General features: G+C 37.9%; 17 protein-coding genes. 4 read left to right on the forward strand and 13 right to left on the reverse strand.

All coding sequences use genetic code 11. From position 1 onward, the window contains the following. Window positions 1-43: 43 nt before the first annotated feature. The 3 genes from bshC to IQ10_RS11430 form a co-directional block, all read right to left on the reverse strand. Window positions 44-1,663 (reverse strand): bacillithiol biosynthesis cysteine-adding enzyme BshC, encoded by a 1,620-nt coding sequence (bshC, locus tag IQ10_RS11420; RefSeq protein ID WP_158640037.1) that lies wholly within the window; start codon window positions 1,661-1,663, stop codon window positions 44-46. A gap of 94 nt (window positions 1,664-1,757) precedes the next feature. Further along, window positions 1,758-2,138 carry a DUF3397 domain-containing protein gene (locus IQ10_RS11425; protein WP_144450649.1) on the reverse strand — a complete coding sequence of 127 codons (381 nt, stop codon included), beginning with the start codon at window positions 2,136-2,138 and terminating at the stop codon, window positions 1,758-1,760. 17 nt (window positions 2,139-2,155) lie between these two features. Then, window positions 2,156-3,088: a 2-dehydropantoate 2-reductase gene (locus IQ10_RS11430; protein WP_277878018.1), complete on the reverse strand. Its 933-nt coding sequence runs from the start codon at window positions 3,086-3,088 to the stop codon at window positions 2,156-2,158. A gap of 150 nt (window positions 3,089-3,238) precedes the next feature. Here IQ10_RS11430 and IQ10_RS11435 point away from each other — a divergent pair, with 150 nt between their 5' ends. Next, complete coding sequence (locus IQ10_RS11435) at window positions 3,239-3,751, forward strand: N-acetyltransferase (RefSeq protein ID WP_144450651.1); 513 nt, start codon at window positions 3,239-3,241, stop codon at window positions 3,749-3,751. Window positions 3,752-3,847: 96 nt separating this feature from the next. On the opposite strand, the gene IQ10_RS11440 is transcribed toward IQ10_RS11435, so the two are convergent. The 4 genes from IQ10_RS11440 to IQ10_RS11455 form a co-directional block, all read right to left on the reverse strand. After that, window positions 3,848-4,450, reverse strand: coding sequence for an RsfA family transcriptional regulator (locus tag IQ10_RS11440; protein ID WP_144450652.1), 603 nt, complete (start codon window positions 4,448-4,450; stop codon window positions 3,848-3,850). 209 nt (window positions 4,451-4,659) lie between these two features. Then, window positions 4,660-5,421, reverse strand: coding sequence for an enoyl-CoA hydratase/isomerase family protein (locus tag IQ10_RS11445; protein WP_144450653.1), 762 nt, complete (start codon window positions 5,419-5,421; stop codon window positions 4,660-4,662). Between the two features lie 143 nt (window positions 5,422-5,564). Then, complete coding sequence (rpmF, locus tag IQ10_RS11450) at window positions 5,565-5,738, reverse strand: 50S ribosomal protein L32 (protein ID WP_144450654.1); 174 nt, start codon at window positions 5,736-5,738, stop codon at window positions 5,565-5,567. Window positions 5,739-5,838: 100 nt separating this feature from the next. After that, window positions 5,839-6,354, reverse strand: a complete 516-nt coding sequence (locus IQ10_RS11455) for a YceD family protein (protein ID WP_144450655.1) — start codon at window positions 6,352-6,354, stop codon at window positions 5,839-5,841. Between the two features lie 363 nt (window positions 6,355-6,717). Between IQ10_RS11455 and IQ10_RS11460 the strand changes: the two genes are divergently transcribed. Beyond that, entirely contained in the window at window positions 6,718-7,950 is a 1,233-nt protein-coding gene (locus IQ10_RS11460; protein ID WP_144450656.1) for a nucleotidyltransferase, read from the forward strand. 47 nt (window positions 7,951-7,997) lie between these two features. Here the strand turns inward: IQ10_RS11460 and IQ10_RS11465 are convergent, their stop codons facing one another. Together IQ10_RS11465 and IQ10_RS11470 are read right to left on the reverse strand one after the other, a co-directional pair. Further along, window positions 7,998-9,044 (reverse strand): SepM family pheromone-processing serine protease, encoded by a 1,047-nt coding sequence (locus IQ10_RS11465; protein ID WP_144450657.1) that lies wholly within the window; start codon window positions 9,042-9,044, stop codon window positions 7,998-8,000. Continuing rightward, entirely contained in the window at window positions 9,016-9,834 is an 819-nt protein-coding gene (locus IQ10_RS11470; protein ID WP_144450658.1) for a patatin-like phospholipase family protein, read from the reverse strand. The genes IQ10_RS11465 and IQ10_RS11470 overlap by 29 nt, the downstream gene beginning before the upstream one ends. A 168-nt stretch (window positions 9,835-10,002) precedes the next feature. Between IQ10_RS11470 and ylbJ the strand changes: the two genes are divergently transcribed. Continuing rightward, a complete protein-coding gene (gene ylbJ / locus IQ10_RS11475) occupies window positions 10,003-11,229 on the forward strand; it encodes a sporulation integral membrane protein YlbJ (protein WP_144450659.1) in 1,227 nt (408 codons plus the stop codon). 37 nt (window positions 11,230-11,266) lie between these two features. On the opposite strand, the gene coaD is transcribed toward ylbJ, so the two are convergent. Continuing rightward, complete coding sequence (gene coaD / locus IQ10_RS11480; protein ID WP_144450660.1) at window positions 11,267-11,749, reverse strand: pantetheine-phosphate adenylyltransferase; 483 nt, start codon at window positions 11,747-11,749, stop codon at window positions 11,267-11,269. Between the two features lie 21 nt (window positions 11,750-11,770). After that, the gene (gene rsmD, locus IQ10_RS11485; RefSeq protein WP_144450661.1) at window positions 11,771-12,331 is read right to left on the reverse strand and encodes a 16S rRNA (guanine(966)-N(2))-methyltransferase RsmD; all 561 of its coding nucleotides are present in this window, start codon (window positions 12,329-12,331) and stop codon (window positions 11,771-11,773) included. Window positions 12,332-12,727: 396 nt separating this feature from the next. Between rsmD and IQ10_RS11490 the strand changes: the two genes are divergently transcribed. Then, entirely contained in the window at window positions 12,728-13,117 is a 390-nt protein-coding gene (locus IQ10_RS11490) for a DUF7147 family protein (RefSeq protein ID WP_144450662.1), read from the forward strand. A gap of 26 nt (window positions 13,118-13,143) precedes the next feature. On the opposite strand, the gene IQ10_RS11495 is transcribed toward IQ10_RS11490, so the two are convergent. Together IQ10_RS11495 and IQ10_RS11500 are read right to left on the reverse strand one after the other, a co-directional pair. Further along, window positions 13,144-14,388 (reverse strand): MFS transporter, encoded by a 1,245-nt coding sequence (locus IQ10_RS11495; RefSeq protein ID WP_144450663.1) that lies wholly within the window; start codon window positions 14,386-14,388, stop codon window positions 13,144-13,146. 153 nt (window positions 14,389-14,541) lie between these two features. Continuing rightward, window positions 14,542-14,820, reverse strand: a complete 279-nt coding sequence (locus IQ10_RS11500; protein ID WP_144450664.1) for a YlbG family protein — start codon at window positions 14,818-14,820, stop codon at window positions 14,542-14,544. Window positions 14,821-14,875: the final 55 nt, after the last annotated feature.

Raw genomic sequence — 14,875 nt, forward strand, 5'->3', positions numbered from 1 at the left:
GTTTTTCGTAGTCGGTCTTTCGACAGAGTAAAAAAACAAGTATTTACAAATAGAGTATCTTATGACTCGGTTCTAAAGAAACATCATTTGATATAAATCGCTGAAATTCATCTATGCCTATGATGTTTATCAACAACAATGGATGAAAAATTCGTTCTTGTGGTCGATTTAGCGGAGAGAGCCAATGACCAGCTTCATTGAATTTTGACAAAGTATGATGATGAGTTTCTCTAACAAATCTCTCCATTTTCTGCTCAAGAAAAACCAGTTGACTCTCAATAATGGTTAGATTTTTCTCACTTAAAGCCGCTAAAGTTGGATCCATTTCATTTGCAAGTTTTCTTAGTGGAGTATGCTCATTCCTTATATTCTGCCTCACTTTACTAGCCACTTCATGAACTGGGAATGGATTCACTTCTGTTAACCAAGCTTCTCTAATTTCTTCCATTTCCCCTTGCAGAATTGGCTCAAGTTTATAGCTAGAATTAGATAACCACCTTTCAATTGCTTTTGGAACAAATGTTGCTTGAAGCCTCGGAATAATAGGTGGTATCTTCATGTCAAAATGATTGAAAACATCTTTAAGCGTAGCCCAATATAATAGTTCTCCTGGTCCTGATACAAATGCTAAGACAGGTAACAACCATTCTTGCATCAATGGTCGGGAGATAACATTATTACTAAACCGTTCTGGCTGAGCATGAAGCAACGCCAATAATTCTTTTTTTGAAAACGTTACATCACTGCCTCTTACTTTAAACAGCTCATTTTGATAATCTAATCTCTTCCGTTCATCATTTATATCTAAGAACAAGTGAGCATTTTCAACTTCCGTTACGATCGGCTCTCCGTATCCAGCTTTTTTAAATGCTTGCGCTCCCCTGTTTTGCGCAGCCTGTAGTTCTTCAACATCATCAATGAGTTTTTCGAAATAAGGTATTTCAAGCATCCGAATAGTAGGATCATGAGCATCAAGTAATAAGAGACCTTCTTTTCCAAAAAACCAGTTCATCATTCTTGTAAAAAAATGAACATACGTCATTGAATTTTCGGCAAATTCTTCTAACGTTTTAATCAATGCGTTTGTATAAGCTGTTTCAGGTAACGAAGCAAATACATCATTTAACCAGCTCTGTAATGTTTGACGGTCCAGTTTAACACTTGAGGCCGACTTTGCATTAGAGAGCTCATCATACATATGCTTTTTCCATTGCCCCTTTTGTTCTCTATATACATAGCGAATTTCATCAAGATCATGATCTTCTCCAGCAATCCAAAAGATTGGTACCACTGGAATACCAAGTTGCTCTTCCTGTTGCTTAGCTAAAACAATAATTGACATCGCTTTGTACACAGTATAAAGGGGACCAGTAAGTAATCCTGCTTGCTGTCCACCGACAACAACCACAGACTTTGAGTTACGAAGCTTCTCTATTTGTACCATAGCCTGTTTATTATATGAAAGACAGGTGTGAACGCTCGTAAAATAATCAGCAAGTTGCTCCCTTTGAAATGCACGCGAAAGAAGTTCGTCACTCCGTCTTCTAAATCTGCCATCATCCATTAATGAATAATCAAGAAAGCGTTCGCTTCCTTCACTTCCAGCTATATAATCTTTCATAAAACCAGACTTAGATGAAAGATCTAGTTCTCTTACTTCCATATGTATAGACGTCCCTTCGTGTACTAAATTCACCTTTATCATAGCAAAGACTGTCCCTTCAACCAAGTAAAACGAACTGTGATTATTTTTCAAACTATCCCATTATTCTTGTGACTAGGCCATAACTACTTAAAATAAGATACGTCACTAAAAATAAAATAAAGTTGAAACGCCATATCCCTTTAAAGAGCTTTCTAATATGTATGTCGCCAGAAACACGCCAATGCATCAAAGTAAATAATAGTGCAATGAGAAAAAATACCGCAAGTATAATCCAATGAAATGACCAGCCCCATAATTCAAAAATGATAAAATAGACTGCTGCCATAAACAGAATGGTCGACCAATCAGAAGCAAATCGAATGGACATTCGTTTATTTTTAGTCATTTTCACTGTCGTAATGTAGATTACATACCACCCTAGTAGCGGTAATGTCACAATCGTCGCCACCAGCCATGCAATGATATTTGTCATTTTCCCCACCTCCCACTTTAAAATTCTTCTTGCGATTTAACACTATGATAAAGAAAAGTTAAAAGGTTTGATTGATACTGCTCTTGATCAGCTTTTTTCATTAAATAACCTAAAATGCTATCAATTTCAGTTTGACGATTATGTTCAATGTCCGATAACATCGAAGAACGATTTAAAGCTGTTCGCTGACATATTTCACAAAGATGTACCCATAACTCCTCATGATGCTCAAACTTTAAAACTTCCATCACATCATTAAAAACAGCTCGTAACATGCGTTTGTGATGTTGATTTTCAACGAGCTCACCATTTTTCACCCTAAGTAAAGCTGTGAGAGGGTTGATACAAGCATTTACGATTAGCTTACGTTCTAACATTTTGAGCCAGTTTTGTTCATATTGAATGGGAAAAAGTGAATCTTCCCTGTTTCCAAACATCACTTGTACATCATTATCTTTTTTACGTACATAGCTCCACCTTAATTGACCAACTCCCGTATGATGAACAGTATAATCATTTATTCTCAATGCTCCGTGCTCTATCACCGCAACACTTAATTCCTCTTTTTCAACTTTTGGAAAAAGATCTGTATGCCCCATTCCATTTTGTGTGAATAAAATCGATTTCACATTAAGCTCTTGTAGCGTTGTTAATACCTGCTCTACTTGATACGATTTAACAGCCACAATGGCAACATCAATCGATTCTTCGTTGGTATATGTTAAAAGTGTCTGAGCATGAACTGTTACGACCTCAATCTGTTGATCATGATGGATAATATGTAAGCCTTTATCTTTCAAACGAAACGCTTGTTCATCTCGATTCGTTAATAACGTAATGTTATGACCCTTTTTAGATAAATAAAAGGCCATTAGCATTCCTATTGAACCTGAGCCAACTATCACAATTCGCACCTTTACCGCTCCTTTTTTTAAGAAATTGTACCATATTCTTTTTAAAAACGATTGTTAAATTATTTTCTGACTATTACAACTTTTATTTTTCACTAAAAAATATTCGCTATTTTAAACGCTTTCATAAAAAGTTGTAGTAAAATAAAAATAGAAGAGATAAAAGACTTGCAATAGGAGGAATTCATGATGGAGAATTATGAAGTTACACGCTTGCTAGTTAATTATAAAACACTTGAGGAGTTTAAGAACTTTCGTGAGTTCGGTGCTGCTGAACTGTCGATGAAAGGGGATTTAGAAGCAAACATCATTGAAAATGACAGCGAATCTCCTTTTTATGGTATTTATTACGGAAAGAAGCTCGTAGCACGTATGAGTTTGTATCGAATTGACGGGAAGTTTGACCGATATTTCGAACCAGCTCAAGATTATCTTGAGCTTTGGAAACTAGAAGTTCTTGAACCTTACCGTTATAAAGGTTATGGCAAAGCTCTAGTGAACTTTGCTAAATCTTTTAATCTTCCTGTCAAAACAAATGCGCGACAAGGTTCTAGTGAATTTTGGAATCACCTTGGCTTTGAGCCAGTCACATATCAACCAACTCGTGATCGTGGCGAAAGTCCCTATGTTTGGTATCCAGATGGTGTACATGAACAGCACGCAGACACAGAGCCTGTAAATATAGAATCTACAAATTTTTAATATTTCGCTACATTTATTTTTGTTTAGAAAGTACTGAAATACTCTTGAATAAAAAAAAACACACATGGGCGCCTATTAGGGCGATCATGTGTGTTTTTACGATTCATGAGCTTGACTATTTAAAGACATCTTTCGAGCTCGCTCCATAATGGATAATAATGCCCTATAGTCTTCCGCCATTACTCTTTTTTCATTTATTTCTTTTTCAAGTTCTCGTTTTAACTGCTCATTCTCATTTCTTAACTCTTCAACTTCCCTTGAAGACAGCTGACTTTGTCTATTTTGATGGTATTCTGTTAAAAATGCTATGACTTGCTCCATTGTTAATGAAGACTTTTCTGCTTCATTTGTGATTACCTCATTAATAAGATTATCATCTTGCTCATCTGCCAAAGCAGCTATAGTCATTTCTCCCATTAATTCATCACTACTTTCATCGTTCCACTCTGACTCCATCAAATGTCTCTCTTTCTTGCCTTTTGTTCGTTGTTTTTTTGCCAAGGCAATTGCAGATTCATACTTTTTCCGTATCGTAGAATTCCACCTAAAGCCACATGCAGCACTCGTCCTTGACAAACGTTCCCCTACTTCTTCAAATGCAGACAGCTGAGTGCTTCCTTCTCTAATATGGCGGAGAACAACCTCAGCAAGAATCAAATCCTCATCCGTACTCCATGCATCTTGACGAATCGTAGCCAATAGAATCCCTCCTCAAAGTCTCGTTTGCTTATAGGTATGCATCTGCTAGAGTAGAAAGACGCAATATAAGCAAAAAATTTGATTCATTTAGACTTTGTTTCATTAAGGAATTATTACCTTTTTTTCAAGAAGTATTCATATTTTATCTATACTAATATATTTTCACCCTCGAAAATATATTAAATCAAGAATTGTGTTTGAGATACTAGTTACCTTTTTTCTAAAAAACGTTGCACAGCCTCATGGTGATCATCTGTTTCCCAAAGCCTTGCACATTCATTTATTTCATTATTCATGCGATTATGTATCATTTGACGATCAAAACGATCTATCAGTCTTGCCTTATAAGCACTTAACACACCTTTATTTTGCTTAAGGTAAGGCGCCATCCAGTTTTTTACACCTTCTTGAAAAGAATCTTCCACAATGACGTCTTGCAAAAAACCTAATTCCCTCGCTTCTTCTGAATGATACACTCGAGCTGTCATTAGCATTTCCATTGCAGCAAGTTGTGTCAGTCGTTCAGTTAAAAGGGTTCCACCACCCCAGCCAGTCGTTATCCCTTGTGCCCCTTGGACAAATCCGATTTTAGCATGTGGTGCAGCAATTCTCAAATCACAGGCAGAAGCGATTTCACATCCCCCGCCAACAGCTGTACCGTTTAAAGCAGCGACTGTTACTTTTGGAAAGAAGAACAATCTTTCAAGTATTGTACCCATTTTTAGTAACATTTCTTTTGCCTCAGCTTCTGTTTTTAATTTATGAAAAACAGATAAATCGCCACCACCACAAAACGCCTTTTGACCAACTCCAGTTATCACAACGATACGGCTCTCATCTTCTTCAGCTGCTGATAAAGCCGCATCTAGCTCTTCCATCATCTCAATATTAATTGCATTGCGTCTTTCTTCACGATTTAGTCGAATCCATGTTATTCCATCATTTGATTGTTCGAGCAAAACAGTTTTCATTCGATTTCTCCTCCTGATGATTTCAATTCTTCCTGTTTTCACCAAGTTACATTCGACAAAATCGGTCTATTTTCCTGCATATGCGAAATTAGGTATAAAAAAAGACAAAGAGTAAGTACTCTTCGTCTTATCAATCATATTCATTACTTGCTAATCACATCTTGGCCTTTGTAAGAGCCACACTCTTTACAAATACGGTGAGCAAGCTTTAATTCTCCACACTCAGGGCATTTAGTCATACCAGGTACTGCTAACTTGTAGTGAGTACGACGCTTATTCTTGCGAGTTTTAGATGTTCTTCTAAAAGGTACTGCCATCATTCCCACCTCCTTACAGAATTCTACTCATACCAATTTATTTTACATAAAACTGGCTTGTATGAAATGAAGGCCCGATCATTGCCGGTGCTTCGATTTTCTAATCTTTATCGAAAAACTTGGCTAAATCAGCTAATCGAGGATCAATTCGATTCTTTCGCTGTTCTTCGGTCACAAGTTCCCAATCTTCCCCAGACGGCGGTGCTTGTCGTTTAGCACCTTCCTCTGCATATACTTGTAACGGAATCTCAAGTAAAATACGTTCCTTAATTGCCGGGAGTAAATCAACCATTTCTCCTTCAAAAAAGTGAACTTCATCCTCTTCAGATTCTTCTTTCATGTACTCATTCGCTGGATGAAACAGCTCTCTAACATGTAAATCAATTTTAAAAGCGACATCAGCTAATGTTCTTGCACATGGAAGAATGAGCTCTCCTGAAATATCGAGCGTAAATATGAGAAGAGAGCCAGAATAACCGACTTCTCCTTTCACACGGATAGGAGACACATCACGAATTTCAGTATTCAATTCTTTTAAGTCTTGTAATTCAATTGTTTCATCAAATGTAAATGGTTTATGCTTAGCAGCTTTCAATTGCTGTAATGACCATCTCATTGGAAATCACCTCTAAGACAACAAAATTAAGTATAGCTCTATGAAAATTGTTTGTCAACCTTTTTTCTTTACAGTAGATTGTCTATAATGAGTAAAAAGAGCTAATACTTGTTTGGAGCATGTCGTTTATTGTAGCATGTCCTATTTGAAGAGTAAAGGAAACTCAGGCTTTTTTCACTTACGTCCTGTAAGCATCGCCGAGTACCCACTTCCTTTGAGCAAGAAAACTAGCTCTCTTCGCTCACGTTTTGTAAGTAACGTCGATTATCCTCCTGATGTGGGTAAGGAAACTCCGCTTACTTCGACCACTTCCTGTGGGCAACGCTACGTATCCTCCTTAAGAGGTCAGAAAGGAACGTGTACATGAAAGCTGTTGGTATTGTCGTAGAATATAACCCATTCCATAATGGTCATCTCTATCATGTTCAGCAAGCGCGTAAGGAAACAAATTCCGATATTGTCATTGCTGTTATGAGTGCATCCTTTTTGCAGCGAGGCGAGCCAGCGATTGTTTCAAAATGGCAAAGAACAAAAATGGCCTTAGCTGGTGGAGTTGATGTCGTTGTTGAACTCCCCTATCTCTATTCTACCCAAAAAGCAGAACTATTTGCTAAAGGTGCTGTGTTGATTTTAACCGAAATGGGAGTAGACTCTATTAATTTTGGCAGTGAATCTGGTCGAATTAATGATTTTGTAGAACTCTTTAAGGCGATGAAAGAAAAAAACCTTGCCTTTGATGAGCATGTGAAAAACTTTTTAAAAAAAGGCTTTAGTTACCCACGAGCTACAGCAGAAGCATTTAAGCAGTTGCATCTCCAACCAAATATGCTAGCACTCAATGAGCCTAATAACATTCTTGGCTATCATTATGTGAAAGCAGTACATGAAGGCAAACGAAAAATCAACGTATCCACAACACATCGTCGTCAAGCTCATTACCATGATCAAGATGTCCCAGCTTCTTCAATAGCTAGTGCAACGAGTATACGACAAATGTTAAAAAAGGAGAACGGGCTAAGCAAAACTACACACGTTATGCCAACATCGAGCTCCCTCCTTCTAGAAGAGTATATAAAATCAAATTTAATGCTACATGATTGGGAGCATTATTATCCATTCCTTCATTATAAAGTCATGTCTAGTTCCGCTAAACAACTTCAGTCAATCTATGAATGTGAGGAAGGGCTAGAGTTTCGTGCGAAAGAGATGATGCAAACCGCCACATCCTTCCAAGAATGGATGGAAAAAATGAAAACAAAGCGTTATACATGGACTCGCTTACAACGCCTTGCTACTCACATTTTAACGAATACAACAAAGGAAGAGATCGAAGAAGGGCTTTCTACCGAATCACTTCCTTACATTCGTTTACTTGGAATGAGCGATAAAGGACAAGCTTTCTTAAATCAGACAAAAAAGCACCGTCAAACCTCTCTTATTACAAGAGTTGCAAAAGCAGAGGGGATAATGGCGGTGATAGAAGAGCGAGCAACAAATGTTTATTTTACCCCACTTTCTCCTGCTATACGTGGGTTACAAATGAAGCAAGAATTTAATCAACCACCTTTTCGCATGCAATCACTTAAAAAGTCATAATGAAAAGGATCTGTCATAATCTGACAAGATCCTTTTTGTCATCTTTTTTATGGCTTTAGCGGTAATGACTCTAAAAATGCTAATGCTTCATCAAATGAATCAATAGGTATGATTTCCATTTCTGTCCCAATATCTTCTGCAGCTGCTAGTGCTTCTTGATAGTTCGAGTCTTGAGCTCCTTCTTGATTTGGGGCGAAGAAATAATCAGCCCCTGCTTGGTCCGCGGCAACGACTTTTTGACCTGCTCCGCCAATCGGTCCTACCGTTCCATCCTCGCTGATCGTACCCGTACCAGCGATTTCATATCCTTTTGTTAAATCATCTTCGATCAACTGATTATAAATTTCCAATGAAAACATCAATCCCGCTGATGGCCCTCCAATTTGACTTGTATCTATCTCCACAGATGGGTTAAATGTAATGTCCCGGTCTGTTACAGGAGCTGAAATACCTACGCCCACCCGACCCGTTGGGGCATTAATAGACTCTGGAAATTTAGAAAAACCTAGCTCAAAGGTTTTTAATTGACCGTCTCGGTTAACTGTTAATTGAACCGTATCTGATTCTGTTTCACTTTGCAAACGTTCAATTAATTCCTCTGCTGTTTGCACTGGCTCTCCCTCAATTTCAACGATATGGTCACCAGGTTCTAATACATCGGCCGCAGGCATTCCTTCAATAAGAGTGGTCACAAGTACTCCTTTATATTCGAATTCAACAGGTTTTCCTGCTTTTTCATAAGCCACAATTTTAGCCGTCTCTTGGGAGCTTGTCATCGCCATAATCTGACGATGATGGTATTCTTCATCAGTCTCTCCTTCAAAACGAAGTTGCTCCTCTGGAAAGAGCATGCGATACGGACTTAATTGTGCCCAAGCGTAAAAGAAGAGGTTCGCTTTTCCCATTTGTACGGTCGTTAACATAAATGAACCTTTTTCTTTATAGCCATTCTCAACCTCTATCACATCTTCTAATACGAGAGCTCCTCCTGGTTGAGAATAATAATATGGCAATTGATAAAATTGTAAAAAAAGTAAGATGATCACAAGAATAATCCATCTCTTTTTAACCTTTGTTTTTACTCTTGTTGGCATGATTGTTCTCCTCCCAGGCTGCTATACAACGTCTGATCATACTAATTTGTTCAAGAGTTGCTTCTTCACCACATTTAATAAGGCTGTCAACCTCGGAAAAAGCAAGCGAACTAGAATGTTTCAAGATCGGACGAATCATGACAGAACTATCAATTTCTTGATAACGTACCATCTCACGACCCATAATATCCATACTTTGCATAATTACATCATATATCGTGTGTAATTCTGGCTCGGTTCGAAAATAAGAGACATCAACAGCAATCGTAATATCAGCTCCCATTTGCTTCACAACAGAAACAGGAACACGGTCAATGACCCCTCCATCAACAAGTAAGCGATCATTCCATTTTTCAGGTACAAAAATACCAGGTATTGCAATACTTGCCCTTATAGCTGTCGCGACATCACCTTCTTTGATTACGACCCGCTCTCCTTTTTTTATATCAGTAGCAACAATAGCAACAGGTGGACTTAATTCTTCTACTTTCTTTCCTTTTGCAAGTAAGCGTATTAATTCCTTTACCTTATGTCCAGCAACAAAGCCAAGCTTTGGCACAATAAAATCAACATAATATTTCCTGCGAAATAATGCGGCAAATCGTTCAAGATTTTCAATTGTTTGTCCAGCCCCATATAAACTACCGACAAGAGCACCCATACTACTTCCGGCAATGAAGTCAATAGGTATTCCTTCTTTTTCAAGTGCTTTTAATACACCAACATGTGCAAAGCCACGAGCTCCTCCAGAACCTAAAGCAAGACCGATAGTAGGACGCTCCTTTGTCATTTCCACCTCTCCTCCTTTTTTCTCACGCATTGTAAATGATATGGTCTATTCCGAGCTTGTATACATAAAGTTAAATGAATGGACTAGTATTTGTCTGATACCTAATCTTTACACTAAACGCTTCTTTTAATAAGGTAGACAAGGATACATAAAGGAGGTTGCCCCTCAATGCCCTTATCGATCACAAAAACAATAATTCTTGCCCTATCAAGCATATTGCTTGCAGCCTCATTAATGTTGTTTCCAAAAGAATCACTTGATGCATCGATTAGAGGTATGCAAATGTGGTGGGATGTCGTCTTTCCATCTCTATTGCCCTTTTTCATTGTATCAGAACTTTTAATCGGATTTGGTGTTGTGTCATTTATCGGTGCGCTGCTCGAACCACTTATGCGACCGCTTTTCCGTGTACCAGGAGCAGGTGGCTTTGTGTGGGCAATGGGTCTTGCTTCTGGTAATCCAGCTGGAGCTAAAATAACAGCTCGACTACGCCAAGAAAAAAAAGTATCAAGAATTGAAGCAGAACGTCTTGTTTGCTTCACAAATTCATCTAATCCATTGTTTATTTTTGGAGCCATTGCAGTTGGTTTTTTTCATAATGCTGCTTTAGGAATAGTACTTGCTCTTGCCCATTACTCAGGAAATATTGTCGTTGGCCTTATTATGCGCTATCACGGTCGTGATGAGGAAGCTATTGGTTCTCATGATAAAGTAAAATATAGTGGGCTTGCATACGCTCTAAAGCTATTACATGATGAACGAATTCGGGATGGCCGCCCTATCGGAAAACTTTTAGGAGATGCTGTAAACTCTTCAGTGAAAACATTACTCATGATTGGTGGATTCATTATTTTATTTTCTGTATTTAACAAGATTTTAAGCTTGGTTGGTATAACGACCATTCTCGCCTCTTTCTTTTCTATTATACTAACTTTTTTTCGTTTACCAAATGAATTAAGTGCACCTCTCATTTCAGGCATATTTGAGATCACACTAGGTGCCCAATTGGTTAGCCAAACAACTTCCGTTCATCTTCTTGAACAAGTCATTGTCACAAGCTTCTTCTTGGCCTTTAGTGGCTTTTCTGTACAAGCACAAGTAGCAAGTATTTTAGCCGAAACAGACATTCGATTTAAACCCTTTTTTATCGCTCGTATTTTACATGGTTTTTTTGCAGCTTTTTTTGCATTTCTATTATGGAAGCCTCTCTATGTAAACCAGCAAGCATCAGTTGATAATTGGAATGTCATACCAGTATTTTTGAGAGAACAATCAAGTACTTGGTTTCAATCAACGTGGAGTATCATGATTCAATATGGATCATTCTTTACTTTGATTATGCTTATTCTCTTCATCATAATTTCAAGTGCAAGAGCGCTCGCTAAAGGAAAATAAGGCTGCCTATCATGCCAAGTCAGCCTTATTTGTACTGTTAATTATTGAATTTTTTCCGAAGAGCTTGTGCCACAACATCTGGCACAATATCAGATACATCTGCATCATATTTAGCCACTTCTTTTACAATGCTTGAACTTAAATATGAGTAATGATTGTTTGTCATCATAAAAAAAGTTTCAATTTCTGGACCGAGCTTTTTATTAATGGATGCGGCTTGCATCTCATATTCAAAGTCCGAAACCGCTCTTAATCCACGAATAATGGTATTTGCTTTTCTTTCTTTCATATAATCAATTAATAAACCATTAAACGAATCAATTTCAACATTATCTAAATGTTGCGTTACTTCTTGAAGTAACGCAACACGTTCTTCAACTGAAAACATCGGTTGCTTATTTCGATTATGTAGAACAGCTACAATGACTTTATCAAAAACAGCTGCTCCCCTTGAGATAATATCTAAATGACCATAGGTTACTGGATCGAAGCTACCAGGACAAACTGCAATACTAGCCATGAATGACTTCCCCCCTTATTCTTATTGTTGTTCTTCATATGTATAAATCGTAATCGTGGTATCACCATAACTCTCTTCGCGTTGCTTATATACCTCACCAATTGTATCAGGAAGGGCTGTCTCTCGCCCATGTTCACACACAATCATTCCATCACGAGTAAGTAACTCAAAATCAATAAGAATACGAATTTCATTGACGAGATTTTGCTTCGCATACGGTGGATCAAGAAAAACATACGAGAATGCAATCTCTCGTTTTATAAGGGCCTTTAAAGCTCGGTCCGCATCATTGCGGTACACTTCTGCGCGCTTTTCAAAGCCACAAAAAGCAATATTTTGTTTCACAATCTCAATTGCTTTACGATTTTGATCGACAAAGATGACATGATCAATTCCACGGCTTAACGCTTCAATTCCAAGTCCACCACTTCCCGCATATAAATCGAGGGCATTCCCCCCATTAAAATAAGGACCAATCATATTAAATATTGATTCTTTTACTTTATCTGTTGTTGGCCGCGTTGATGCCCCAGGTACAGCTTTTAAAGGTAAACCACGCTTTTCTCCTGATATGACTCTCATTTTTAATCACCTTCTTACTTTCATCCATATTCTTCTTTATCCTATCATAAAATTAAAAACAAAAACATTCACCTTGTTCGTGCCCTTCTCATGGTTATAAATTCATCTAAAATAATCGTTAAAAAATTGTTTCCTTATTTTGACGTATGAATCAATCCTCATTCGACCATACTTCAATTAGTGACACTCTTGTAGTGTTACGACAACCGCGGAGAAGGCTTACGTTTCCCCATAAGTTCTTCCTCCGGTTTCTCCTCTCCCATAGCCTAATAGCATACAAATTCGTATGTGTGTAGGCGCCTCACAAGGAAATCCTTGTGAGGTTTTTTTCTCGACAAGAAGCATAAATCATGCTACATTTTCACGTAGAACTCTTTTAAAGAAAGGAGATGCGCGATGATGCAACGCTTTATTTTGTTAGGCGAGGGATACTCTGATCTATATGAGTTACTGGAAATTGCTCGGTCAAACCAATCCCGTATACATATGCTCCTGCGACTTGATACAACGATCAATTCACAGCAGAAATGCTCCCTTATCGTTATCTTAAAGCCAGCTGATCCTGGAAAATTGATGCCATTATATCTATCATTAGAAGGAATTTACCATCCAGATGTGAAAGATACTGTGCGATACCAATTATTTAATGAGCTTGCTACTGAGCTTAACCTACCGATTCATCAACTTGAGGTGAAAAACTCAACTCAATTTAAAGAATTAGAATTGTACTATCAATATTTAATTGGTGTTCTTCGTTTAAACAAGTACTTACCACCTCTCCAATAAGAAGGATAGAAAAAGTCGCCACACATTTACGTATGCGTGACGACTTTTTTTCGTTGGGTGCGACGACGTTTCTCAGCTTGAAAAGTTCGACTAGCTGGAGAAAGAACTTTTAATTTGACAATCACCACATTTATTAATAAGACGATTGCACTAACTAGAAATAAGCCCCTCATACCAATATTTGCAACTATCCAGCCCCCAATAATCGGTCCAATCATCATACCAAAATACATCGCACTGTTTGAAAATCCATACGTACGACTTTCCATTCCTGGCGGGGCATGCATTCTAATCAGTGTATTAGCAGCTGGAAGCAATCCACCAAGACATAATCCAACTAGAAAGCGCAAAACAATTAAATGCCATATATCTGTTACAAACGCTTGTGGAATTGAAAACAGGGCAACACCAAGCATCGAATAAATTAAGATGTGATGAGCGCCTAGTTTATCACTAAGCTTACCAAGCTGTGGTGATGTAAGCATATTGGCAAATCCCATCACTGAAATAACTAACCCAGCATAAAAAGCAACATGTTGCCCGTGAGTTAATTCTTCAACAAATAACGAGATAAGAGGATTTACACCGATCACAGCAAGTTGAATGAAGAAAATAACAACGTACAATGATAAGATTGGCTTGTGTGATGTAATGGTTTTGAGATCTTGTTTTGTACTTTTTTTCTCTGCTTGAGGAGATGGAGTAAATTGTTCTTTCACAAAGAAAAGAACGACAAGCGCAGCAGTCAATATGCAGATTCCTGTTAAGAAAAAAATCATTCTATATCCAAATGCTTGTGCCAAAACCCCACCCATTAAAGGTCCACAAATCGCTCCTGCTACCGCGCCGGATTGCAAAACGCCAAGAGCATAACCAACTTTCTCCTTAGGGGTATTAGTTGATACTAGACCAATGGATGCTGGGATAAAACCCGAAACAACTCCGTTTAACAAACGAAGCAAAAGAAGAGAAATAGGACCTGCTGCAAGCCCTGTTAGACTCACAATTATGGCCATTCCAAATCCCGATCGTAAAATCATCATTTTCCGGCCATATTTATCTGCCATTCTTCCCCAAAAAGGCGAGAATAAAAAGGCTGTTAAAAAGTTAGCTCCAAAAATAATCCCAGCCCAAACACTTAACGTTTTAGGGTCATTAACCCCTAGTTCTTGCAAATACAGTGGAAGAAAAGGAATAATCATCGTCATGGCACCCATTACGATAAATTGACCGACAACTAATATACGTAAATTACGTTTCCATTCGTCCATTTGATCACTTCCTATCCTCCTATTGTATATTTCGCTTTACGAAATAATCAACCGCGATATAGGGTACTTTAGGGACCTCACGTTACTTTCCCGACTATTTTGTCCTCTATTCTCTTCTTTTAACCAATTTAAAAAACCAGGCTATTCACCTGGTCAAATTCCCATCTTGTAATCATATTCTTTAGCTTTATCTGGTTTAGCGTTTTGAAATTCTGTTTCAATAAACGGACGCATTGATGGCTTAACATCACGAACGAAATGGAATGACCTTAACTTCTGAATGGTGTCATCGACTTTTTCCTGATCACAGTAAAAGACCACATACTTCATCTTTTTCGACACATAATGAACATTACCAAATCGACGAAGTTGTCTAGCAAACTTTAACGATGTCAACCAAACAGAAATACTTTGACGCTTTGCACCTAACATAAGTTTGTACTCCTTTTATCGTCATCTTCAATTTTAGTCTAGCATGTTCAGTTAC

Origin of the sequence: Halalkalibacter nanhaiisediminis (genome assembly GCF_007830185.1) — a bacterium.
GTDB lineage: Bacteria > Bacillota > Bacilli > Bacillales > Bacillaceae_D > Halalkalibacter > Halalkalibacter nanhaiisediminis.

Bases quoted from the DNA above. Each gene is read 5' to 3' on its own strand.
- bshC (WP_158640037.1), bottom strand. From the start codon at position 1,663: ATGGAAGTAAGAGAACTAGATCTTTCATCTAAGTCTGGTTTTATGAAA.
- IQ10_RS11425 (WP_144450649.1), bottom strand. From the start codon at position 2,138: ATGACAAATATCATTGCATGGCTGGTGGCGACGATTGTGACATTACCG.
- IQ10_RS11435 (WP_144450651.1), top strand. From the start codon at position 3,239: ATGGAGAATTATGAAGTTACACGCTTGCTAGTTAATTATAAAACACTT.
- IQ10_RS11445 (WP_144450653.1), bottom strand. From the start codon at position 5,421: ATGAAAACTGTTTTGCTCGAACAATCAAATGATGGAATAACATGGATT.
- rpmF (WP_144450654.1), bottom strand. From the start codon at position 5,738: ATGGCAGTACCTTTTAGAAGAACATCTAAAACTCGCAAGAATAAGCGT.
- IQ10_RS11455 (WP_144450655.1), bottom strand. From the start codon at position 6,354: ATGAGATGGTCATTACAGCAATTGAAAGCTGCTAAGCATAAACCATTT.
- IQ10_RS11460 (WP_144450656.1), top strand. From the start codon at position 6,718: ATGAAAGCTGTTGGTATTGTCGTAGAATATAACCCATTCCATAATGGT.
- IQ10_RS11465 (WP_144450657.1), bottom strand. From the start codon at position 9,044: ATGCCAACAAGAGTAAAAACAAAGGTTAAAAAGAGATGGATTATTCTT.
- IQ10_RS11470 (WP_144450658.1), bottom strand. From the start codon at position 9,834: ATGACAAAGGAGCGTCCTACTATCGGTCTTGCTTTAGGTTCTGGAGGA.
- ylbJ (WP_144450659.1), top strand. From the start codon at position 10,003: ATGCCCTTATCGATCACAAAAACAATAATTCTTGCCCTATCAAGCATA.
- coaD (WP_144450660.1), bottom strand. From the start codon at position 11,749: ATGGCTAGTATTGCAGTTTGTCCTGGTAGCTTCGATCCAGTAACCTAT.
- rsmD (WP_144450661.1), bottom strand. From the start codon at position 12,331: ATGAGAGTCATATCAGGAGAAAAGCGTGGTTTACCTTTAAAAGCTGTA.
- IQ10_RS11490 (WP_144450662.1), top strand. From the start codon at position 12,728: ATGATGCAACGCTTTATTTTGTTAGGCGAGGGATACTCTGATCTATAT.
- IQ10_RS11495 (WP_144450663.1), bottom strand. From the start codon at position 14,388: ATGGACGAATGGAAACGTAATTTACGTATATTAGTTGTCGGTCAATTT.
- IQ10_RS11500 (WP_144450664.1), bottom strand. From the start codon at position 14,820: ATGTTAGGTGCAAAGCGTCAAAGTATTTCTGTTTGGTTGACATCGTTA.